This is a genomic window from Blastomonas sp. CCH9-A1 (genome assembly GCF_001557175.1).
Taxonomy (GTDB): domain Bacteria; phylum Pseudomonadota; class Alphaproteobacteria; order Sphingomonadales; family Sphingomonadaceae; genus Blastomonas; species Blastomonas delafieldii_A.
Genome location: NZ_LSHM01000001.1, coordinates 1 through 22523, shown reverse-complemented (window position 1 = coordinate 22523; position 22523 = coordinate 1). Strand labels below are relative to the sequence as shown.

At 56.7% G+C, this 22523-nt stretch carries 19 protein-coding genes and 2 pseudogenes; 6 read left to right on the top strand and 15 right to left on the bottom strand.

From position 1 onward, the window contains the following. From AX725_RS21385 to AX725_RS00045, 10 genes and pseudogenes are all read right to left on the bottom strand, one after another. Positions 1-181, bottom strand: a pseudogene (locus AX725_RS21385) (hypothetical protein); the annotation flags it as partial. A 79-nt stretch (positions 182-260) separates the two neighbouring features. Then, on the bottom strand, positions 261-527 hold the full coding sequence (locus tag AX725_RS00070) for a hypothetical protein (protein WP_060979473.1): 267 nt from the start codon (positions 525-527) through the stop codon (positions 261-263). Positions 528-595: 68 nt separating this feature from the next. Then, on the bottom strand, positions 596-961 hold the full coding sequence (locus AX725_RS20200; protein ID WP_082730701.1) for a hypothetical protein: 366 nt from the start codon (positions 959-961) through the stop codon (positions 596-598). A 31-nt stretch (positions 962-992) separates the two neighbouring features. Then, positions 993-2708, bottom strand: coding sequence for a sulfatase-like hydrolase/transferase (locus AX725_RS00065; RefSeq protein ID WP_156439010.1), 1716 nt, complete (start codon positions 2706-2708; stop codon positions 993-995). A 5-nt stretch (positions 2709-2713) separates the two neighbouring features. Beyond that, positions 2714-3205, bottom strand: a complete 492-nt coding sequence (locus tag AX725_RS20755; RefSeq protein ID WP_156439009.1) for an SRPBCC family protein — start codon at positions 3203-3205, stop codon at positions 2714-2716. A gap of 54 nt (positions 3206-3259) precedes the next feature. Then, positions 3260-4549, bottom strand: coding sequence for a type II restriction enzyme NmeDI-related protein (locus tag AX725_RS00060; RefSeq protein ID WP_060979475.1), 1290 nt, complete (start codon positions 4547-4549; stop codon positions 3260-3262). A gap of 17 nt (positions 4550-4566) precedes the next feature. After that, the gene (locus AX725_RS00055; protein WP_208598029.1) at positions 4567-5055 is read right to left on the bottom strand and encodes a YybH family protein; all 489 of its coding nucleotides are present in this window, start codon (positions 5053-5055) and stop codon (positions 4567-4569) included. 210 nt (positions 5056-5265) lie between these two features. After that, positions 5266-7596 (bottom strand): heavy metal translocating P-type ATPase, encoded by a 2331-nt coding sequence (locus AX725_RS00050; protein ID WP_060979476.1) that lies wholly within the window; start codon positions 7594-7596, stop codon positions 5266-5268. Between the two features lie 3187 nt (positions 7597-10783). Next, positions 10784-11251, bottom strand: a complete 468-nt coding sequence (locus AX725_RS20185; protein ID WP_197422398.1) for an MgtC/SapB family protein — start codon at positions 11249-11251, stop codon at positions 10784-10786. Positions 11252-11309: 58 nt separating this feature from the next. After that, positions 11310-11993 carry a DUF2231 domain-containing protein gene (locus AX725_RS00045; RefSeq protein WP_208598030.1) on the bottom strand — a complete coding sequence of 228 codons (684 nt, stop codon included), beginning with the start codon at positions 11991-11993 and terminating at the stop codon, positions 11310-11312. Positions 11994-12395: 402 nt separating this feature from the next. Here AX725_RS00045 and AX725_RS00040 point away from each other — a divergent pair, with 402 nt between their 5' ends. Both AX725_RS00040 and AX725_RS00035 read left to right on the top strand, forming a co-directional pair. Beyond that, positions 12396-13073, top strand: a complete 678-nt coding sequence (locus AX725_RS00040) for a winged helix-turn-helix domain-containing protein (RefSeq protein WP_060979477.1) — start codon at positions 12396-12398, stop codon at positions 13071-13073. Between the two features lie 70 nt (positions 13074-13143). Then, complete coding sequence (locus AX725_RS00035; protein ID WP_167348226.1) at positions 13144-14466, top strand: sensor histidine kinase; 1323 nt, start codon at positions 13144-13146, stop codon at positions 14464-14466. Between the two features lie 167 nt (positions 14467-14633). On the opposite strand, the gene AX725_RS20745 is transcribed toward AX725_RS00035, so the two are convergent. Then, positions 14634-14840, bottom strand: a complete 207-nt coding sequence (locus AX725_RS20745; protein WP_156439066.1) for a hypothetical protein — start codon at positions 14838-14840, stop codon at positions 14634-14636. Positions 14841-15069: 229 nt separating this feature from the next. Between AX725_RS20745 and AX725_RS20180 the strand changes: the two genes are divergently transcribed. The 3 genes from AX725_RS20180 to AX725_RS00025 all read left to right on the top strand — a co-directional run bounded on the left by AX725_RS20180 (position 15070) and on the right by AX725_RS00025 (position 19308). Further along, entirely contained in the window at positions 15070-16014 is a 945-nt protein-coding gene (locus AX725_RS20180) for an NAD(P)/FAD-dependent oxidoreductase (protein WP_231726917.1), read from the top strand. 295 nt (positions 16015-16309) lie between these two features. Further along, positions 16310-17950, top strand: coding sequence for a TolC family protein (locus AX725_RS00030; RefSeq protein ID WP_066114712.1), 1641 nt, complete (start codon positions 16310-16312; stop codon positions 17948-17950). Beyond that, a complete protein-coding gene (locus AX725_RS00025; protein ID WP_082734415.1) occupies positions 17947-19308 on the top strand; it encodes a multicopper oxidase family protein in 1362 nt (453 codons plus the stop codon). The genes AX725_RS00030 and AX725_RS00025 overlap by 4 nt, the downstream gene beginning before the upstream one ends. Positions 19309-19412: 104 nt before the next feature. Here the strand turns inward: AX725_RS00025 and AX725_RS00020 are convergent, their stop codons facing one another. From AX725_RS00020 to AX725_RS20170, 4 genes and pseudogenes are all read right to left on the bottom strand, one after another. After that, positions 19413-20084 carry a class I SAM-dependent methyltransferase gene (locus AX725_RS00020; protein ID WP_066044418.1) on the bottom strand — a complete coding sequence of 224 codons (672 nt, stop codon included), beginning with the start codon at positions 20082-20084 and terminating at the stop codon, positions 19413-19415. Next, the gene (locus AX725_RS00015) at positions 20084-20968 is read right to left on the bottom strand and encodes a sterol desaturase family protein (protein WP_066114709.1); all 885 of its coding nucleotides are present in this window, start codon (positions 20966-20968) and stop codon (positions 20084-20086) included. Before AX725_RS00015 ends, AX725_RS00020 begins: the two co-directional genes overlap by 1 nt. A gap of 77 nt (positions 20969-21045) precedes the next feature. Next, positions 21046-21351 (bottom strand): helix-turn-helix domain-containing protein, encoded by a 306-nt coding sequence (locus AX725_RS20175; protein WP_082737509.1) that lies wholly within the window; start codon positions 21349-21351, stop codon positions 21046-21048. 50 nt (positions 21352-21401) lie between these two features. Further along, positions 21402-21623 (bottom strand): annotated as a pseudogene (locus AX725_RS20170) (Tn3 family transposase); the annotation flags it as partial. Positions 21624-21698: 75 nt separating this feature from the next. Here AX725_RS20170 and AX725_RS20165 point away from each other — a divergent pair. Beyond that, positions 21699-22456 (top strand): IS5 family transposase gene (locus AX725_RS20165; RefSeq protein WP_502685936.1). Its coding sequence is split into 2 segments (ribosomal slippage): positions 21699-22035 and positions 22035-22456, totalling 759 coding nucleotides; the frame shifts between segments, so codons are not numbered across the junction. The last annotated feature ends 67 nt before the right edge of the window (positions 22457-22523 follow it).

The window sequence follows — 22523 nt, the reverse complement described above, 5'->3', positions numbered from 1 at the left end:
TTCCGCTTATGTCCGAGAAATCGTTGTCTGGCGAACAAACCTTGAGGTGACGCCTTGCCTCGCGGCTCTTCAGACTCGGAGCCTCGCTTTGCGCGCGCTGAAGCGCAGCGTCGAACGTCAGCGGCTCGGCGTGAAGCGTTGCGGGCAACAACAGCAACGTCGCGCCAATAAAATTGCGCATGAAATATCCCCCTTTTACCGTGAGAGCCGAACAGGACCGCCCCGGTCCACGCGCTAAGCGCAGGCCGGGACGTGATTCGTCAGCCTTTGGAGGGAGAAGAACCCTTGCCGGGCATCATCATGCAATCGGCGGCAGCGACCTTCATCATGTCGCAATCGCAATTGGCCATCTTGGCTTGGTCGTCCTTAACCCAAACGCGAACGCGCGATGGCAGGTTCGACTTGTTGGGGCCAGGTTGCGAACGATTTTGCCATTCCCAATGGCCCGGGCCGCGATCATTGGCAGCTTGCGCCGATACGGAGGTGAATGCCACAAGTGTTGCAGCAAATGTCAGCAGAATTTTCATGCTAAATGTCCTTGGTTGAATCAATTTTGTGCGCGCGACGGCATCACAGCCGCCAGACGCGAGTTGGTTCAGCCAAGGATTGAGGGGGGATCAGGTTCAGGCCCGCTATCGCGGCCGGTCAATGGTTTGACATCCAGCACAAACACCATCGCGTTCGGGAGAGGCGATTTCGCAATTCGATGGCCTCTCGGTGCTTGTGCGAGCGGTAGAGCACATCCCATCTTTGCGATGCAGTCCAAGGTGAGGCCTTTACAGGGAACATCGGAGCTTTCGTCACTCTGTCCCATTGCTTCCATGCAGGCAGCATCCATCGCCGCATCGGCACTCGCTTGCTGGACCGATTGTAAAACAGGAACCGAGGCAGATGCGGCTTCCTGAGCAAACAAGCCCAGAAGTGCTCCGATCAGAAGCATCATGGAAATCCAATGTTTCATTTCAGCACTATCGAATTAAATTGCATGTTCGTCAATTCGATTGATTGCGTCGAATGGTTACAGGGCCAGAGCGCTCATAGTCATCCGGCCGCAACGCCTTGATCTGCGCGGGATCGACCTTCTTCCACACAGGTTCGCGCCCCAAGCGAGCATTAAACAACGTGTTGAACTCCAGCTTGTCGCGTGTCGGAGCATCGATGCGGTCGCCATAGGCCTTGCGGACGGCCTGCGGTTCATACCCCATCAGGCCGAGTAATGTCGGAAAAATACGATAATGGCTCGTGCCGTTATGGTTCCGCAAGGCCGCACTTTGCCAGTCGATGTCGCCGTCTTGCGAACCTTCGATCACGACCATCGGCACTACCCCTTCCTCGATTGCCGGTTCGGGAGTGCAGTGTGTTGCGTTGCCCGGCTCACCACTTTCATGCAAATTTTGACCATGGTCTGCGGTGTAGATGATGGTTGCCCCAGCCGCCTTGGTCGCCGCAAAAAGCCGGTCGAAAAACGCGCCGACATTCCATGCGACTACATTGCGATAGGCATTGCGATACAGTCGCCATTCCTCACGGCTCACATCGCTCGTATCGCGCACATTGGGTTCGACGATGCCGAAAAACTGTTGGCGCGGTTCCACAGGTTTGAACCGAGTCCGGTTTACAGGATATTTTGCCTGAACCGGAAAATGCGCCCCCATCTTGTTCACCAGGATGAATTGCGGTTTTCCGTCGTTCAGCAGTTCCGCAAGCCTGTCCGCCACCGCCTGATCGCGATTCATAACAGGGACTTTGTCAAACTGGACCCATTGGTCGATGGCAGCACGTTCGGCATCGTCCATTCCGTTCTGGTAGACACCGCCGGTTCGTTGCGCATCAATATAGACCGTGGGCAACCCCGCAGCTTTGGCGTAGCTCCATACCGATGGTCCGGTGGCATTTATCCGTTGGTAGTCCGCTCGTGTGCCGCCAAAGCGAAGCGTGAGGTTCGACCCGGTGCTGCAATGGGTGATCGACGAAGCAATGCCAAAATTGTGAATGGCAAAATTAGGCTGTTTTGCAGCCAGTCCGGAATAGACGCCGCCTGCGTTGTTGATGTCCAGATATTGCGCAGCGATGCTTTCATCGACGATCAGAACGATATCGCCTGAGGTTCGTGGCTTTACATGGGCAAGCTTGACGGGTTGCCGTGCTCCGGGGTCGTTGCGGACGCTGTCGAACGCAAGCACCAATGCATAAGCGGGGGCCACGAACGCGCCGGGCAAGCCCCGTCCGCCATCTCCGCCGCGCACATAGAACATCGCTGACATTGCAACGAGCGCGACCGCGGGAATGAGGTCTGCCAGCAAACTGTCGCGCGGTATTTTCGGCCTTGGGGAAAGACCGACGCCCAGAAACAGTAACCCGCCCTGAAGCCCGCCCCAAAGCAAATCGCTCCCAAACTGGCCCGCGGCATCGCTCACAAAACCGCGAGCGTCCCAAAGGTTGGTGAACGCATCATAGGTCAATTCCTGTCCCATCGCGCTGGCAACGCTGGCGGCAAAGAGGCTGCCCGATGCAAAAACCAGCGCCAACATCCAGCGCAAGGGTGACCATGCAACCCGTGCGGCGGCCAACAGTGCAACACAAAGGGTACTGTAAAGAACGAGATAGCCCGCCAGCGCAGTCGAAAGGCCTAACCCGTCCAAACGGGCAAGCACATGCGGAAACGACATTAGCAGTGATGCCGCGATCAGGATTAGTTTCAGTTTCACCTCGATTACTGCCTCGCCCCGGATGGGCGTTTTGGCGCCCCTCGGCGTCGGGAACCATCAGAACGCGGATGCCCCCTTGTGACATGCTCTGCCAATCCTGCGTCGCCTGCTTTAAGATAGTCGTCGAAATGTCTGGAGAGCCAAGGCTTTGCCAACCGCGCCATCAGACCCGAACTGCTGATGCTGTGTTCAACAACAACGCCATGTGGGTTAGCGACCAGATGGAAGGTTTCGTCGATCTGCAAGAAGAAAGGGATCGTTATGCGCCACGCGATCGCACGCGGCGGGTCGAAGAGGACGATTCTGCCCGGACCTTCGGCGTAGGGCCGCGAGCTTAGTAGCTTTTTAAACACTACCCGGATTTCAGCGTTGAATGCCGCATCGCCCCTCAAGCCGATTTGCGGATTCCAAACGCCAATCTGGTCGAGACGGGCAAGATACGACCATAAGACCGGACAAGAAACTTCAAACTTTTGGACGGTTTTCTTTGCTATCATAACGTTGCCATCGGTTCGATCCTTGAAATGCCGCGTAGGGTTCGTTGCTTGTTACTATGCATGCTGCCCGGAAAGCGGCTTCGCAATTGCGCGGATTGCCTTCATCCCTGACCCGAAACGCGCAATTTGCTCTCGGTTGGAAGCAAGTTCGCTGTAAGGAAGATAGCCAATGTTGAGGTCGCCAATTCGGCTGAACGCCGGACGCGCAATTTGCGCGCGGACGTCTTTCTCCCGTCCATCGGGTGCTACCAGGAACATGTCGGCAATGGCTTCGGCTTCACCGCCGCTCAGCGCCAGATCGAGCATCCGCACGATGCCCGAATAGATCGATGTCGAATGCTCGACTTCGAAAGCGGCGGCGACACGCGGTGCGTCTGCTTCGATCCACAACACGTCGATCAGGCGCACGGCATCAGCGCCTGGCGCAGTCGCTATTTCGGGGGGTAGATGCTCAAGGCAGTTCTTGCCAAGCGGTACACCGTCGTGCAATCGGCCCCGATCATTTGCAGCGATCCAAATGCGATAGCCAAGTGCATGTCCAAGATCGCGCAGCCATGACTGTATCTCGCTATGGGTACGATCGTCCTGGTGCCTTGACAACTGAGCCTTGGTCAGTTGCTGCGCTTCGACGCGAACGGCGTCGAGCCGCCTTGCCCAATCGCCGGACGTCTCGTTGGACAGCGAGGGCACAGGATAGCGTCCCGGCCCGATGTCGAACAACAGCCCGCCGATTGCGCCAAGATCGTTCGACAGCAGGTCGCGAAACTGGTCGTTAAGATCGAGGATGCCGCTGCGCATTGCGAGAAACTGCTCCCAGCTGCCCAGCTTTACATTCGATCCGGTGAGCGCATTATAGCCGTTCACAATCGCGGTGTTGAATGGCGGCATCAATGTCGGATGCAGGAAGTAGAGGAGGTTAGCGACAGCAGGCCCAAGCCCTTTGACTTTCCGCGCGTCAATTTCCCTGATGTGCGTGATCACTTCGTCGGCGCTGTCGCAGCACACGCAGTTATGAAGAAGGCGGCCGAACGCACGCTGGTTATCAGGACTCTCGTAGATGTCCGGAATGCGCAGTTTCGGCTTCCACAGGAAAGCATGATCGGCACCCTTGAAAATCTGGCGTTGCTCGGCGATCGAATGCACTACCGTCTCCAGTGACGATCCGCGATAGGTCACCCCAAACGTCCCCGCGTCAATTTCGGCAACAACCTGCTGGATGCCACGGCGGATAGACCGGAAATTCTTGATCCGCTCGTCCCACAGGAACCAGCTTTGATAGGTAGCATTGGCATCATCGCGCCAGCGCTCGATTAATTGCCGGATTTGACCTGACCGGTCAGCCATAACGCCTGCGGCCCTAATCAGCTTGCGGGTGTTTTTGGCTTGCGCGACGAACTATGCGTGGTGACGATTTGCCAAGCCTGTCCATTCCACTTCAACACGCTTGTTGCAACACCAAGCCGGTCAACGGTTTCGCCTGATTTCAGGACAATGCGATAGGTATAAGTTTCGGTTGCGATTGCGACCGGACCCTCCATTTTGATGTCGGCCTTGTAATCACCGAATGTGAACGACTTAAACTCTTTGAGTTCGGGTCCGAGGTGGTGGTCGCGATAAGCGTCGAAATTGCCTTCGACTTTGCCAGACTCGATCACCACCGCGTCGGGCGCAAACAGTTTCTCGACGCCGGTGATATCGAGCTGTTCGACTGCCGATTTGTATGATGACAAGACTGCCGCAGCGCCTTCGCGATCGGGCTGCTGCGCAATCGCTGCAGTACTGACTGATAGGCAGACGGCAAAGAGCGCACCGCGCGAGACTAGATTTCGTTGCATTGTATAAATCTCCATGATCGTGGAACTTAAATGGGACCGTTTATAGAAACTTCTGCGCGACCTATGCGCAATCAATCTGTGAAATGAAAGCAGAAGAAGACGTCACGGCAGGATGATTTTGTAATATGATACAAGTGTTACCATAGCGATGTAAATTCCAAGAAAGGACAATAGCTATTTCAAGCGTGCCGTCAGCGCTAGCGCAATAGGTTTTGCACCCATCGACTAGACCTCGACCGTTTTCAATCTAAGCGCATTGCCGATGACGCTGACTGACGACAGCGCCATCGCGGCCGCCGCTATGATGGGGGACAGCAGAAGACCGAAAACCGGATAGAGAACGCCGGCTGCGACCGGAATGCCAGCGACATTGTAAGCAAATGCGAAGAACAGATTCTGGCGGATATTGCGCATGGTCGCTCTGCTGAGGTGCTGGGCACGCACGATGCCCGTTAAATCGCCCTTGAGCAGCGTCACGCCCGCGCTCTCGATGGCAACATCGGTGCCTGATCCCATTGCGATCCCGACATCGGCGGAAGCAAGGGCGGGGGCATCGTTCACACCGTCGCCTGCCATTGCAACAACGCGCCCTTCGGCCCGTAGTCTCTGGACAACGGCGCTTTTTTGGTCAGGCATTACGTCAGCCTCGATGTCGACGATGCCTAGACGGCGTCCGATAGCCTCGGCAGTGATGCGATTGTCACCAGTCAGCATGATGACCCGAATGCCCGCGGTCGCAAGGTCTTTGAGCGCTTGCGGCGTTGACGCCTTCACAGGGTCGGCAATCGCAATCACGCCAGCGGTTACGCCATCGATGCCGAGAAAGATGGCGGTGGCGCCATTGGCACGCAGTTCATCGGCGCGGGCGGCAAGCGTGCCAATAGGGACGCCGAGTTCGGTCAAGAACCCGGCCTTGCCGACGACCACCGCGCGCCCATCCACCGTGCCCGTAATTCCCTTGCCGACGGGTTGATCGACGTTTGAAGGTTCGCTGAGGATAAGACCTTTTTCTTCAGCGGCCTTGACTACCGCCAGAGCAAGTGGATGCTCGCTCATGCGTTCGAGGCTGGCGGCAATGCGAAGTACCTCGTCTTGCGCTTGACCCTGGGATACCTCGATGCCGACTACGGCGGGCCTCCCCTCGGTCAGCGTGCCGGTCTTGTCGACGACGAGCGTATCGATCTTTTCCATCCGCTCAAGTGCCTCGGCGTTCTTGATGAGAATGCCGGCCTGTGCGCCGCGGCCGACCCCGACCATGATCGACATGGGCGTCGCCAGCCCCAGCGCGCACGGACAGGCGATGATGAGAACGGCGACCGCTGCGATCAAACCATAACCCATGGCAGGAGGGGGACCGATAAGCGACCAAGTTACAAAGGAGACAATCGCGACGAGGATGACCGCAGGAACGAACCAAGCTGCCACTGCGTCGGCAAGCCGCTGGATCGGTGCCCGGCTTCGCTGCGCGTCGGCAACCATCTGGACGATACGTGCAAGCATCGTGTCACGTCCGATCTTGTCGGCGCGCATGAGGAGCGCTCCAGTCTGATTGATGGTCCCGCCGATCAATACAGCTCCCATCGCTTTGGTGACCGGCATCGACTCCCCGGTAACCATAGACTCATCGACGCTTCCCTGGCCTTCAAGAAGAACCCCGTCGACGGGTACCTTTTCGCCAGGCCGGATCCTGAGTGTATCGCCTATCTGAATGTCCTCAAGCGCGACCTCTTCATCCTCACCGTCCGCCCGTACCCGACGCGCGCGCTTAGGCGACAGGTCGAGTAGCGCCCGGATGGCGCCGCTAGTCGTCTCGCGCGCCCGTAATTCAAGAACCTGACCTAGCAATACAAGAACTGTAATGACTGCCGCTGCCTCGAAATAAACAGCGACAGAGCCATCTGCTGCCCGGAAGGCAGCCGGAAAGATTTTGGGCGCGAGAACCGCAACCATGCTATAGGCCCAGGCAACGCCTGTCCCCATTGCGATTAGTGTGAACATGTTAAGGCTGCGGGTCTTGAGTGAAGTCCATGCCCGTTTGAAAAAGGGCCAGCCTGCCCAAAGCACAACTGGCGTTGCTAGCGCCATCTGTATCCAGTTGCCCGTTTGGCGTCCTAGCCATTCGTGCAGTCCGGTCAGGTGGCCGCCCATTTCAATAGCCAGAACGGGCAACGCTAAAACCAGGCCGATCCAGAAGCGGCGGACCATATCGCGATATTCTCCGCTCGGACCTTGATTGGCGGTTGGCATGACAGGTTCGAGCGCCATGCCGCAAATCGGACAGCTGCCGGGAACAGGCCGCTGAATTTCTGGATGCATCGGACAGGTCCAGATCGCACCGTCGGTTACGGCAGCAGCTGCCGCGTCTTGGGTTGGACGGCGCGATCCTGAGACAAAGCGGCCCGGCTCGGCGACGAATTTTACATGACAGCCAGAGCTGCAGAAATAGAAGGCTTCGCCTTGATGAACTGCTGATGGCGTATTGCCGGCGGGCTCAACCGTCATGCCGCAAACAGGATCGGTTGCAACTACGTCGGTTCGGTTGGATGAAGCGGGCATGTTACTCCTCGCTCTCGCGAGCTTTCAACAATTGACGAGGTACGAAAGTCAGGCCGCTCTCACTCAATTCGCCGAGCTCATCCGCTTTAGCCAAACGGCGAAGATGCTGGAGCGGTATCGATTTGCCATGATCGCCAATGGCGAACGTGTCTGTCTCTAATGTTTTGCGAAGGCGAGAGGCCATGCTTTTGCTCCATGGTTATCCTCTCGCCTCCGGCCCGCGGACGGGGCGACCCGACGGGCAAACCAAGCGCAAGGAACGACTAACTCATTTTTTAATACGCAGCTGCGACCGGCACCCCTTGAAGATTGTTGAATTATTTGCGCCTTCGATTGCAAAACATTCGCCGACGCGTGCGTTGCCTCGTCATTATGAGGGTGTACCATCGGTCTCAGGACGAGCTGGCATATGACGCGTGGGCCCAAGATTGGGCCACGCGGCTGTGAACGGCACGGATATGCCGTGTCCGAACAGACACGACACCATGCTTTACGGCTGAATCCGGTCGTCCGTTAGTGGTTGCCATGGCCGCCGTGTGAACCGCCACCGTGCCCAGCATTATGTCCGTTACCGTGCCCGGCATAAGGGCGCCAACCATGACCACCGCCATGCAACCCGATTCCGAGAGAGCCATAAAGACGTGCGCTGGGCCCATAGCGATAGGGGTCGAAATAGCCGCTGCCATCATATCGCGCAGAAGAGCGTGCTTGTCGGATGGATATAGGGATCATACATGTTTGCGAGGACGCCTTGCTGGTTTCCTCCAAGGAAGCTGCCGGACGTGACGGCGCAGGTGGCGATGCTTGCGTGCTTTTTGTGGGAATTATGTCCTCTATCGGCTTAGCCACAAAGGCGCCAGGCGTCGAACACGGCACCGCGTAATAGGCGAATGCGGGACGCGGAGCATTATAGGTAGTGCATCCACCGAGTATCGCGAGCGACATCGGCGCGAGAGAAAGTCTGATCGAGCGAACCAACATATTAGCCTCCTGATTCTGGCGCCCGCGTCAGTGGACGAAGTTGCGACGCCAAAGAAATATGTGCAAATCGAAATGCGCCCTCGAACTCGTTTAAATCGGCGCTTCGCGTCGCGGCACTCGCTTTAGGCGCATTGATTTCATTGCGCGCCGAGATGTGCTGGGCGCTAGTTGGGGCTCAGGTACATGTTTGCGGTGATATCCGACAGCAACTAGCTCATGTATCGCCGTCAGATGTTGATAGTTCGCTGTCCGGCCTTGCTTTTGCGCGAGGCTTGCGCACGCAAACTCTAACGTTACGCGGGCCGACAGCTTGACAGCGCCGCTCGGCGCGATTGACGTTACGTCTGTCATTTGAAGCAACCTTCGGCATGGGCGAGGCTTGAGAAAGTCCGTCCAAGCCAGATGATTGGAATGTCGATGATCCCGCGACAGCGACTATCGGCGTGGCTACGATCGACAGGGCCAGCAAAGTTCTAGTAAACATGGTGTCAGTTCCTGCTTGAGGTGCAAAAAGCCTTTCAATGGCAAGGCTGGCATCAATGCTAATCATCCAAGATCACATGGGCCTGAGCTGCGAATGAACATGCTTTAATCTTGTACTGCCGCCAATTCATGGCTTAATGCTGGCGTATTATTACATGTAGGCCGGTAAATTTATTTAAACCGAATTCATCAACATCACAGTATGGTGTTATGCTCTTGAGCAAATCTTCATCGTCCGCCTGCGACCAACGCTAGGCGAGAGGAGAAGCCATGATGTCCAAAATTGCGACCGTGGGCTGCCCAAAGGCGGTTCTCGCTGTGATACTTATGACCAGTGCGTCACATGCATACGCTGGCGATGCTCGGAGTCCCGAACGCTTCGTTTCGATTACGGTATACGGAAGCGAAGCATGCCCGGCGGCTGCCCACGCAGAGATTGTCGTTTGCGGACGCGAGCCCGAATCGGACCGATATCGGATACCCCGAACGCTGCGCCGAGCCAGATATCAACTGCCCGCGCAAAGTTGGGCAAGCCATGTGCATACACTCGACGACATTGCCCGCGCAGGCCGCCCGAACGGCTGCTCGGTCGTGGGCCCGGGCGGACAGACTGGATGTTATGGTCACGCGCTCGAGCGATGGTTCGCCGAAAGACGTCAATAGAGTGTCAGTGCGCATGGCGATCCAATGCAAAAGGTCACGATCCGTCAATTGAGAGCCTTTGGCAGTTCACATAAGCTGGTGTACCTATCCAGAGATAGTATCTTCCGGCAACGCGATGGCCTTGCCCCAACCCTTTGATCATGTCGATTTGACCGAGACGGGGCGGGCAGCACCTACATCTATTCCGAAAGCCATTTGGGCGAGCGCGATCGCGCGACGCCTGTCGGAAGAGTCCTCTGATAAATCGCACCATGCGACACAAGCAGAGGCCCCGTTTAAATCGTTCCAAATGCGTTCCGCCATTAAGCTAATCTCGTGCTGCGCGGGTGCGCGACCGGCTGTCATGCAGTCGATCATCACGGGGTGAAAAATCCGGCTGATATCGGACAAAAGCATGGTGATCTGGCTTCGCTGGCGACCGCAGGAGCGGAGAGCCTGGCAATAAGAGATGTAAGCATATTCGATAGATCATCTCGCGCAAAGTAATTCTGGCGCTATATTCGGCGAGAACTTTTACAATTCGCCGTCCCCAAAACTTGCACGTGAGCCACAGCACAAACGCATTCGTGAACTATACGCTTGGTGGGTGTTTGCGGCACTGTCAGATCCTTACGGTGTATTTGGGCATCGTACTTAAGGTCTGACGTCGGCAACCGGTATCGCGAATATTTGACCCCGGTCGACAGGGGAGGGGAGGACGACCGGGGTCCTTGCCAGCATCAACGTCGGCACAACGCACGCGCGTCATGCCAGATTAACGGGCCATAAGATGCTGGCCCGATTGCTCAATTTGTAAAACCTCCTTTCCTGGTCTGGCTCTTAAATCCTAAACGGATAGCTTTTCGGTTTAGGCGTTGTCATTGCCTTTACGGATCGTCTATCTTGTTACATGAAGCACTTTAGCGGCATTGTTTGTGGTTATTCTGAGCTGAAAATTGCAAATTTGTCACTTTAGGCCGCGCCAACACCGAGATTGGTTGCACCCTCCGCCTCGCCGCGCAGAGATGCTGACGTGGGCGCAGATTTACTTGTCAGATCCCGAAGGAGCGGCAATCACGTTCTAGTCGTTCGAAGCGGCCTTGGGCTTCGCTTTTTTCGGTTGAGGAGCGTCTGCCTGAGTGTTGCCGCTCGCATCGGGATGCTCATTTCGTGCGCGATAGGAGAAACGATTCCAGCCCGGCAGACGATAAAGCTCAAGAACACCTAAAATTAACAGCGCCGTGATTGCGGCAAGATGGTAGATTCCATAGGCCGCGCTGAGTCCGACTGCTGCGGAAGCCCACAGCGTCGCCGCCGTTGTCAATCCCGTTACGCGGCCAGTGTCTCGCAATATTATGCCGGCTCCAATGAAACCGATTCCGGTAACAATGCCAGCGGAGATCCGGCCCTGGTCACCGATCGCTCCCGAAACAAGTCCGAAAGCGCACGCGCCAAGAGCTGCCGCCATATATGTTCGGATGCCAGCTTCACGACCGTTGCGTTCACGCTCCCATCCGATCAACGCTCCAAGTGCCGCCGCTAACAGCATGCGGCCTACGTCTACAAACCATGGCACATCGGACGGGACTGAAGACATGCCCGGCCGCTCAAAATGCGAGGTGACGCATGCCGCCGTGCATGAACGATCCTCCGAGCCACCCTTGGATCGATATCGCTATCGTCAAGCCGGCCAAGATTAGCCAGTACGCGGCTCGGTATCGACCCGGATGGCGATGTCGCGCAAAGGCCATGTATACAAGTATGCTTGCAAAGACGGCGATCGAGGTTCCGATCCAACGATGTGCCGTCAGGACAGGATTGCGATCTACAAATTGCCAGCCGCCTGCAAACCAACCTAGCCCCGCAGCGACAATCGCGCCGATCGCGCCGACAACCAACATGACGCCCGCAACGCGCTGATAGCTCGCGTCGCGTCGCCACAGGCCAAAAAGTTCGACGCCCATTGCTCCGATTATCATCGCAATCGGGAAATGAATGACCATGGGGTGCAAACGCCCCAACCAGTTGAAAAGCCGTTGCAGGAAGGTTTTTCCCTCAGGCGAATCATCGTGCATGTGGCCCATCGATGCCCCATCATGAGAACTGGCTTGCGTTGTTGCGGGCATGCTTTCCATCTGCATGTCAGCGTGCCCGTCTTCTTGATGCTCCGTTGAGGAATGCTCGGTTAGTGGTCCAGAGGCTTTTTCAACAGGTTCGTTTGCCGCCGCCGAGCCCGCCGAAATCAGAAGCGCTGCGGCAAACAGCGGAGTAAATTGTTTCTTGAAGGCCATTGGTTGTAATCCTGCCGATAATGTTGGTGGGAACAGCCGCGAGGCTGTCCTTCAGCATTATCTAGGCTAGGCCCGAATGCCTTTGGTCAGCTACGGATATCGTCACAGCCTTCCTGACGTGGCCTTTCGTCCGCAGGCCTTTCATGAACATTACAACGTTTTCATATATTCAGGCGGTCGAGTGCCGTTTTTGGAATATTGCCTCGAACCTTGCGGATGATAGCGTTGTAATGATTGTTACAGGTGCCTGATACGCAGGACAGGTGATGTCCAATATTTTGTTATGCCGGAAAAATGATTTGGTGCTTCGGCGAAGCCTATATCTCGCAATAAGTCGGGACGTTTGTGCTAAGACAACGCTCCTAGCGAATCTTTTGCCGGTAAGTGAGATAAGGCACACATATGAAACTGCTTCTGATCGAAGACGATAATGCAACTGCGGACTACGTTAGGCAGGGTCTCATCGAGCTCGGGCATGCCTGCGACCATAGCGAGACGGGAATTGACGGTCTCACGGCCGCGTTGACTAACAGTTATGATGCCATCATCCTCGACCGGAGCCTACCGCAACTGGATGGGCTTTCGGTGCTGCAGGCTCTTAGGGCCGAAGGCCGGACCGTTCCGGTGCTCATTTTAAGCGCGCTCGGTCAGGTCGACGACCGTATCCGGGGCCTAGACAGTGGCGCCGACGACTATCTTCCAAAGCCTTTTTCATTTCAGGAGCTCATCGCAAGGCTGTCTGCGATCATCCGCCGCAGTGAAGGGGTAGCCTCGACGACCGTTGTGCGCCAGGTTGCCGATCTCGAGCTTGATCTCCTGGCGCGTTCTGCGCGGCGCGGGGACCGCAATATAGAGCTGTTCGCCAAGGAATTTCAGATTCTCGACTATCTCGTGCGCCACGCCGGCCAGGTTGTAACTAGGACAATGATGCTCGAGGCCGTTTGGGATTATGGCTTCGATACGGGAACAAATGTAATCGATGTCCACATCAGCCGCCTGAGGTCCAAAATAGATCAGCCCGGGGAACGACCTTTGCTCCACACCGTGCGCGGAGCGGGCTACCGTCTCGATGCCCGATAGACGAAGGCAAACCCATGCGGCCGCATTCAGGGGGGCGTTGTGGGTTACCCTTGCCGCTTTGGTCGCGACAGTGACATCGCTGACCTTGCAATATTCGCGAACCATCAGCCTTCTCGACACCGAGGCGCAGCATATGGTGGGCGCCGAAATTACGGGCCTTGCCGACCGCTATAATGCGGGGGGTGTGTTCGAGCTAAAGCGGTTTGTCGATGCGCGTGCACAAAGCGGTGAACCAAGAGATTTTGTCTATGCGGTGGCTGATCCCAGATTCAAGGTTATTGCCGGTGACCTATCTTCCTGGCCACGCGACATGCGTCATGACGGATGGAACCGGGTAACCGTGCCGCTGCAAAGCGGTGGGAAAACCGTTGAACACGATATCGAGGCTCGAATTGTTCGTCTGAATGACAGTGGTCGCCTGCTCGTTGGACATCTTGCAAGCGGAAGGGCCCGGCTGCGTGAGCGCTTCATCGAGACCCTGATCTGGTCGATCGGCCTTACTGCGCTCATTGGATTGGGGTTGGGATGGTTGATTAGCCGTCGTGCTCTCCGTTTTGTTGGGCGGGTGAGCGATACCGGCGAACGATTTCTCGCAGGTGGACTTGACGAGCGTTTGCCGACAACCGGGAGGGGCGACGAATATGACCGACTGGCTGAAACCGTTAACGCCTGCTTTTCCGAGGTCGAACGCATGGTCGCAAGTTTGCGCGCTGCGACCGACGGGCTGGCACATGATTTGAAGACACCTATCACAAGGATCAAGGCTCGAATAGAACTCGCGACGCTCAGGGAGGCACCGATTGATCCGAGCATTCTTTTGGAAACGTCGCATGACCTCGATGCACTGCTTAAGCTTATCAACGATTTGTTGGGTCTTGCCCGAACGGAGGCTTTGACAGCTGAAGCGTTTGAGCGGGTCGATCTGGCCGAAGTCGCCAAAGAGGCCGTCAATCTTTATGAGCCGGTGGCTGAAAGCGAAGGATGCCGACTGGTCGGACATACGCAACCAGCGGTTGTTGAGGGTGTCAGACCTTTGTTGATGCAAGCTGTGGTCAACCTTATCGACAATGCGCTTAAATATGGAGGTGCCGCCGCCAATGTCGGCGTTTGGACCGAAACGTGCAACGGTCGGGTCATCCTTTCAGTGACGGACGATGGACCGGGCATTGATCAGGACGATTACAAAAGAGCTGTTGCACGGCTCACGCGATTGGACGCTAGCCGGACGACTCCTGGAAGTGGGCTTGGTCTATCGATCGTTTCGGCAGTTGCGCGCGCGCATGGTGGTACTTTGTCGCTACACGATAACCGCCCCGGCCTCAAGGTCATCATCAACCTCCCAGCTGTCGCGGGCTCGGGTGCCACACCCACTGCGCAAACTGCCGCAGTCTAATTGAAAAACGCAGCTTTAATGGCTTACGGCGGCTTTGTTAATCACTGCGTGAACCGTGTAGAGACCAGATCAAAACCACCTGCTTTGAGATCGGGCGACACCGACTGAGCTTATATCCAAGAAGATAGTGCCGTTTCCGCATTCCTGACAAGAAGAGGATAGAAAATTTACCTACGATCCTTGTCCTTCTGTTCTTTGTCTTGTTTTTGGTTTGATGAAGGCGCGTTATCGACCGGATGATCATGTGTTTCAATGCCGGCATAATGATTCAGCTGATCTCTGGAGATGTCGGCATTCTGTTCGGGCTCGCTGCAGCTGGCAAGACCTATACCGATAACGAAAACCACCCCCATTCGCGTGCATTTAGAGGTCATATTATGTCTCCTTGGTCATGCTGGATCACACTGCTGGCAAAATGTTTGTCCCTAAAATAATACGCACCGCATCGGCAAAACCCTCATGTTTCTGTGCGCCTAACCGCATTGCAGCGAGGGAAGCCCGAACGAGCAGCGTATAACCTTATAGAGGCACCTTTAATTCTAGGCCCAAGCGCATCTTGGCCGACAATCGTCCGGTGCTCGGTCTATCGAGGAGTGAATGCTCATGTCCATAAAATCGGCAGACCGTCGCCGGGAAGGTGATCCGGACGAAGCGTTTGACTGTATCGTGATCGGCGGCGGCCCAGCGGGACTGACCGCTGCGATCTATCTACAACGATTCTTGCGGCGCTGCTTGGTAATCGATGCTGGGTCGGGACGCGCAGCATCCATTCCGCGGTCGCATAACCTGCCGGGTTTCCCAGGGGGTCTGTCAGGTACCGAGTTGCTCGCCCGTCTGCAAACGCAACTCCACGAATTTGGCGGTGTCATTGAACAGGCGGAAGTTGAAAGTATCGGGTTGTTGAATAAAGATTTTGAGGTTTGCAGTGGTCGTGATGTATTTTGGTCGCGGTCAGTTATTCTCGCAACTGGCGTTGTCAATCACAAGCCGGATATGCCCGAGGCGATGCACGCCAGCGGCGTTTCTCGCGGTCTCATTCGCTATTGCCCGATTTGCGACGGATATGAAGCACGTCAATTGTCAATCGCGGTGTTAGGGGCTGATCGGCACGGTGCTGCCGAGGCCCTGTTTCTGCGCGCCTATGGGGCTCCAATTACATTGCTGGCACAACACTCGCTTGAACTTAAAGACCCCGATTTGCGAGATTTGGCGCAGGCTGGCATCAATGTTGTCGAGGAGGCTGTCGAAAATTTTCATCTTACCGCCTCGGCGGTCGAAGTGTCGTGGGTCAGTGGCAGGCGTCAATCTTTCGGCACACTTTATCCTGCTCTTGGATCAACGGCCCGGACCAAGCTGGCGGTCCAGCTCGGCGCGAAGTTGAACGATCAAAGATCCTTAATAACCGACCAGCACCAAAGAACTTCGATACGTGGACTTTACGCGATCGGTGATGTTGTCGAAGGCCTCGATCAGATTTGCGTTGCTGAAGGTCAGGCTGCGATTGCAGCAACTGCCATCCACAACGAATTGATCAAGCGCGACCGCTAGCCGTTTCGTGCCATTACTGGGGAGGCCTTTCGGTTGGGGATAAACCACCATGGCTGTCCTCGATTGCCGGACCTTTTCCCGCTGTGATCGAATTTCTCTCGTTATGTTGATGCCTCGCTCCCAATAATTCGACTGACTGTCATTACATCCCAAATTGGCTGTAACTATTTAGGTGCGTCCGTCGAACGTCTTCCAGCGAGCCAAAATATATCCAGCATGAGAATGAAGGCGGGAAGGGAAGAGCGTGCCATCAAACATATCGAGAATTATTCTTAGTCGATCCCAAGCTCGTGCCATGGCTTTCTGCTCGCTGGCAGCACTCGCTTTGTCGGGTTGTGCAACCTTCGATCCGGCTAGCGACAAACTTGAAATCGATCGTCTGCTCACCGAGCGCGGCGCGCCAAGCCTCGGTTGGAACCAGAAAGGGTCGGCCGAGGACGAGGCGGCAGTACAAGAGTGGCTTGCACAACCCTTAACGCGCGACACCGCAGTAAAGATCGCCGTGCTAAAAAGCCCCCGGCTGCAGCAACTCTATGGCGAGCTGGGGTTGGTGCGAGCTGATGTCCTGGAAGCCGTGCAGATCAGCAATCCACGCATCGGTATTTCCTCGCTGTCGCTGGAGAACGGGCCGGGCTCACAACTTGTTTTCGGCGTCGCGCAGCCGCTCGTCGATCTGCTCACTTTGCCGGTCAAGGCGAAGCTTGCACGTCTCGACTATGAGCGATCGCGTTATCAAATTGCTGCCGCCATTCTCGGCGTCTCGCTTGACGTCGAGTCCGCCTGGTATGGCGCTGTCGCGTCACAACAGGTCGCAGACATGCGCGCCGCCGTCGCTGAAGCGCTGCAGGCATCATCCGACCTGGCCCAGCGCTTTTACGATGCGGGCAATATCACCGAACTCGAGCTGAACCGTGAAAAGGCGGCAGCAAGTGAGGCGCGGGTCGATGCAGCCCGCGCTGGCGTCGCTGCGAAGATCGCACGCCTCGAACTTAACAATTTGCTCGGGCTGTCGGGTGAAAATGGTCGATGGACGAGCACGGCGGTGCTTTCGTTGCCGATTGCCCAAGAAGACGATTCTGCCACATTGCAGCAGATGGCACAGGCAAACAGTCTCGAGCTGCTTGCTGCCCGCAAGGGTGAGAAGGTCGCCGTTGGTGCTGCCAAGATCAGCCGCTGGTTTCGGCTACTGGGAACGACGACCATAGGTTATGAACGTGAGCGTGAAGTCGAACGCAGCGTCATTAAAGGACCAACGCTCGATCTGGAGTTGCCGATTTTCAACCAGAACGGTGCCGCAGTGGCGCGGTCGCGAGCCCAGTTACAATTAGCGCGCGCGCGGCTTTCTGCGCTCGAGTTGAATGCGGCTAACGCTATTCCTGCGGCAACCGAGCGGGTCCGTGTCTTGAGCGAGGTCGTGGACATCTATCGGACCGCACTGGTGCCTGAGCGCGAGACTGTCGCGCGCCAGAGCCAGCTCGAGCAGAATTTCGCGCTGATTGGCGCGTTCGAGGTGCTGGCCGCGCGCGCACAACAGTTCGATGCCTACCAAGCTTTTCTGGAAGCCGTGCGTGATTACTGGCTCGCACGCGTTGATTTGATGCGGTTGATTGGTAGCCGGCTGCCGAGCGAGGCAAATGCTTCTGAGCCGACGCAGTCCGTGCAGGATTATCTTAACCCGGCTACAAGTCCATCAGCGCCGAATGGGCATCACAATCATGGCGGAGCTTCAGCACCCGCAGCACTGCCTGCCGAACCGTCCCGCGAACAGGGGCAGGTTCTGCCGAACTCTGATGAAACATCTCCGGCGAAACACCACAACATCCCTTCTGCAACAGCAGATCCGGATGCGGCTTTACCGTCGCGTGAGATGCATGGTGGCGTTCAGACCGACGCCGCTGATCCGCCAAAACAGATAGAGGGAGAACCGGACCAATGACGACCCGCCGACAGATTTTGACATCGGGTGCGGGAGCAGCTCTTGGACTTGTGCTTGCAGGCCGCGCTTCTGCTCAGGACCACACAGCGCATGGAACTTTACCTGCAATGCCGATGGACAGTGAGAAAGGGCAGCCTCAAGTCGATCTGCCAGCGGATAAAACCAATATGCCGGCCGTTGCCCAAAACGTCAGCCAGGGCCGCGTTCGAACGCTGAACGGTTGGAGCCTTCCGCATCGCATGGTCGGCGGCGTCAAAGAGTTTCATCTCGTTGCAGAGGAAGTCAATCATGAGTTCGTGGCCGGCTCAAAGGCTAAATGCTGGGGTTACAACGGATCGACACCCGGCCCGACGATCGAGGCGGTCGAGGGTGACCGGGTCCGTATTCTGGTAACAAACCTGCTTGGCGAGCACACTTCGGTGCATTGGCATGGTCTCTTATTGCCCTCGGGAATGGATGGTGTGGGCGGTCTCACCCAGCCGCAAATCAGTCCGGGCGAAACCTTCGCATATGAGTTCACATTGCGCCAGCATGGCACCCATATGTACCATCCCCACGCCGACGAAATGACGCAGATGGCTTACGGCATGATGGGTCTTTTTGTCATTCATCCGCGCGTCGCCGAGCCTATAGATCGTGATTTCGCATTTCTGCTTCATAACTGGGCCTTGAAGCCCGGCACTTGGCGGCCGGACCCGTCAATAATGGTTGAGTTCGACCAATGGACATTCAACTCAAAGATGTTTCCGGCAATTGAACCGCTCGTTGTGCGAACCGGCGACCGGGTGCGCATTCGCGTTGGTAATTTGTCCATGTGGAACCATCCGATCCATTTGCACGGCGTTCAGTTCGACGTGACTGGCGGTGATGGCGGTCGCTGGCCGCGGGAGCGCTGGCGCCGCGAAGTTACCGAGATCGTGGCCGTCGGCCAGATGCGCGACATAGAATTCACAGCTGTAGCTGGAGACTGGGCGTTACACTGCCACATGGCCCACCACACGATGAACGCTATGGGTCATGGTATTCCGAACCAGACTGGTGTGGATCAGTCAGGTGTTGAAGCACGCATTCGCAAAATTTCGCCTGGCTTCCTTCCGATGATGCGAAACGGCATGGCAGAGCATCAGGAGCATACAGATGCGGGTCACCAGGGTCCCGTGAACACCGCACCGATGATGGCTGGTCAAGGGCAATTCGGTAATCTGGAAATGGGCGGAATGTTCACGGTAGTAAAAGTTCGGGATGATGTACTGCCTGGCGATTTTAGCGATCCGGGCTGGTATCAACATCCTGCGGGCACCGTCGCGCGCCGGATCAGTAGCGATCCTGCCTTTGGCGGGCCCATCAGGAAGTCATAAGCAAAGTATAGCCCGCAAACCTGCGATGCCCTTTTGGGGATCTCTGCCATTCGATCCTCTGATTCTTGCGTGGCCCAGAGGATCGATTTTTCTGGTTCCGACCGTCATCCGCCCGGAATGTCTTTTTCGCCGCACAGAATAGAGATCGAGCCGGTGATCGTGTTGATCTGTTTTATCTCCCGCACGTTCGAAAAGCCCGCCTCGATCATCAGGGGCACGAGCACGCCATCCGCGTTGGGCTGGGTGTCCGCCATGCCGTCCAGCTTCTGTATGGTTGCTCTGAAAAGCCGGCGCATCAGCCATGAGCGCTGTTCGCCGTAATCGGCGATGTACAGTCGGCCAGCTGTTCGGAGTATAGAGTGGATTTCGAGCAGAAGACGCAGTTTTTCATCGAGCGGCACCTGATGAAGAACGAGGCAGAGTGTCGCTAACGTAGGAGCCGGCCAATCTGCCGCTGTGTCTGCCGAGAACAGCCCCTGTGCGAACTCGGCCTTAATCGCCGCACGGCGCGCCTTCTTGCGGGCAATCGCTACTGCATGCCGGTCCGGATCGATGCCAAAATAGCTTGTCGCAGGGTTCTTCAGTGCCAACACAAGCGCAAGGCTGCCAGTCCCAGCCCCGATATCCAAAAGAATATCGCCGCTTTTGGGCGAGATGATTTCAACAAGCGCACTGCGCCAGACGCGTTCGCGTGTGGATAATCTGACCCCGGCATCATAAAAAGGCGTCAGGAAATGATGGCCTGCGGGCGGCGTGTATGTGCCAGGGTCCGGCATCAGTGGCGACGATCGGATTGCGACGGCGACAGGCTGGTTTCCGAGTGCGTAGCCCTGAACGGCTCGGCAAGTTGCGCGAGGTAGGTTTTCGGAAAGTCAGCGCGGCCCGCAATGCCAATCTGTCCTGCCCGAATATGGTTGCTGGACCGAAATCTGGCTGTTCCCAAAAGGACGTCCCAAACGGTGAAGAAGAGCCCGAAATTTACATCGCCCTCCTCAGCCGACGCCAGATGGTGATGGCGGTGCACCGGAGCGACAGCCCAGAGATAAGCGAGGGGACCAATCCGCATGTCGACGTTGGAATGCTGCAGCTGGAGCTGAATCGCGACCGCGAAAGACCCGACGACTGCGATATCCTGCGGAATGCCCATCAAGAGCCAAGGCAAGGTGCCGACCGCAATCTCGATCAGTTGGTGGACTGGGTGTTTGAGAAGCCCATTAAACCCGTACATTCTTCGGACCGAATGGTGCACGGCATGGAAACGCCAGAGCAACGGGAATCTGTGACTGGCGAAATGGGCGAAAGTGATGCCTGCGTCCAACAAAAATATAGCCAGCACCACCTGCGCCCAGAAGGGTAATGATGTTGGCCAGACCGAAGGCCAGGGAACGACACTGGCAAAGAAGGGCAACATGAGAACGAGCAGCAGAATTGAGCTTTCGTTTATAAGAGCATGTGCCAAATCGCGCTTCGCATCCCCTTGATTGCGGTTCCACTGGATTTCAAACGGAGCGATACGCTCGGCAATCAGCGATGTCGCGATAGCTCCGACCAGCAACGCGATGAGCCACAAAGGCGACATCCCAGCGGAGACGAGCATCGCTGCACCCCCGACAAAAGTCAGAAAGTAAAGCGGGGCATAGAGAGTACGGAAAGCCAACACGAAAGCGCTCCTTGGAAATGTTGAGTGCTTCTCTTCGATCTATGAACCCTTGGTCTTGAACGTTTCGCTGACTGGTATCAGCGAATGACCGAGATCTCGAGCTGGGCGAGCCCAAGCGAGGGGGTGACACCGAACCACTCGACAAGACGGCGGGTAAAATGGGCCTGATCGGAAAAGCCCCCGGCAGCAGCCGCGTCCGCTAGATTGCGGAATTGCCCTAGTGCGTCAATTGCGCGCTGTAGCTGAAGCCACTGCAGCAATTTGGTTGTCGGCACGCCGAAATCGTGAACAGCAATTTCTCGCAGACGCGTTGTCGAAAGACCAACCGCTTGCGCAAGTGCTGTGGGACTGGAGCCGGGCTCGAGCGTGCCTAATGAGGGCATAGCGTGGATGGTACGCTAAACAACGCTAAGGGCGAACAATCAGCGAACGCTTATGCGACGCGGCTATCCGGCGGGAGATTGAGGGCCTTGCGGCCAGCGGAAGCGGCTGCGCGATCCCAGAGGAAATCGCCGGAGAAGGCAATATGCTCCCAACCCACGGGGGACGTATGGGCGAGCAGATAATCAGGCACCGCGACCGAGGTTGATCGTAGATGCTGGGCGGCAGCATCCATGTAGATCGTGTTCCAGTAGACGATCGCGGCGATGACTAGGGTCCGGACCTATAAACGGGATTCACAGCGGCGTCGGGATGTGATTCACGTGTCTCCAGTTAGGAGGCACGGCGCATGGCGGATTTCTTCTGGTTTTCCGATGAGCAATGGGCGCGGATCGAACCTCTCCTGCCGCAGGATACGCGCGGGATGCCGCGGGTAGATGATCGGCGGGTGCTCTCCGGCATTGTCCATGCGTTGAAGAGCGGCGGTCGTTGGGGCGATTGTCCCGAACACGTCTACGGCCCGAAGAAGACGCTCTACAACAGGTTCCGACGCTGGGCCGAGCGCGGCATGTGGGAGCGCATCTTTGCCGATCTTGCCGGGCTCGAAGGCGTGCCATCCAGGCTGTTCATCGACAGCTCGTGCATCAAAGTCCACCGCACTGCTGGTGGCGCAAAAGGGGGGCCTTGGCTCATGGTATCGGCATCACCAAGGGGGGCCGGAACACCAAGCTCCACGCGGTCTGCGACGAGAAGGGCCGCCCGCACGTCCTCCTGCTGACACCCGGCAATACGCACGACGCAAAGGTCGCGATGCTGGCGATCAATGCCGTGCCGCCATCCGACTATCTGGTCGCTGACAAAGGTTACGACAGCAACGCCTTGCGTTCCTGGCTGATTGAGCGCGGCACCACACCGGTCATCCCGTCGAAGTCCAACCGCAAGGTGCAGATCAAGCACGACCGGCAGATTTACCGACAGCGCAACGTCGTCGAGCGCATGTTCTGCCGCTTCAAGGACTGGCGCCGCGTCGCCACGCGCTTCGACCGCAATATCAAAACCTTCATGGCAACCATCGCCATCGCAGCCTTCGTCACATGGTGGCTCTAATGAGTCCGGACCCTAGATTGAGGCCGGATGCCCGATATTGTTGCGCCTCATGGCTGCGGTCGATGAT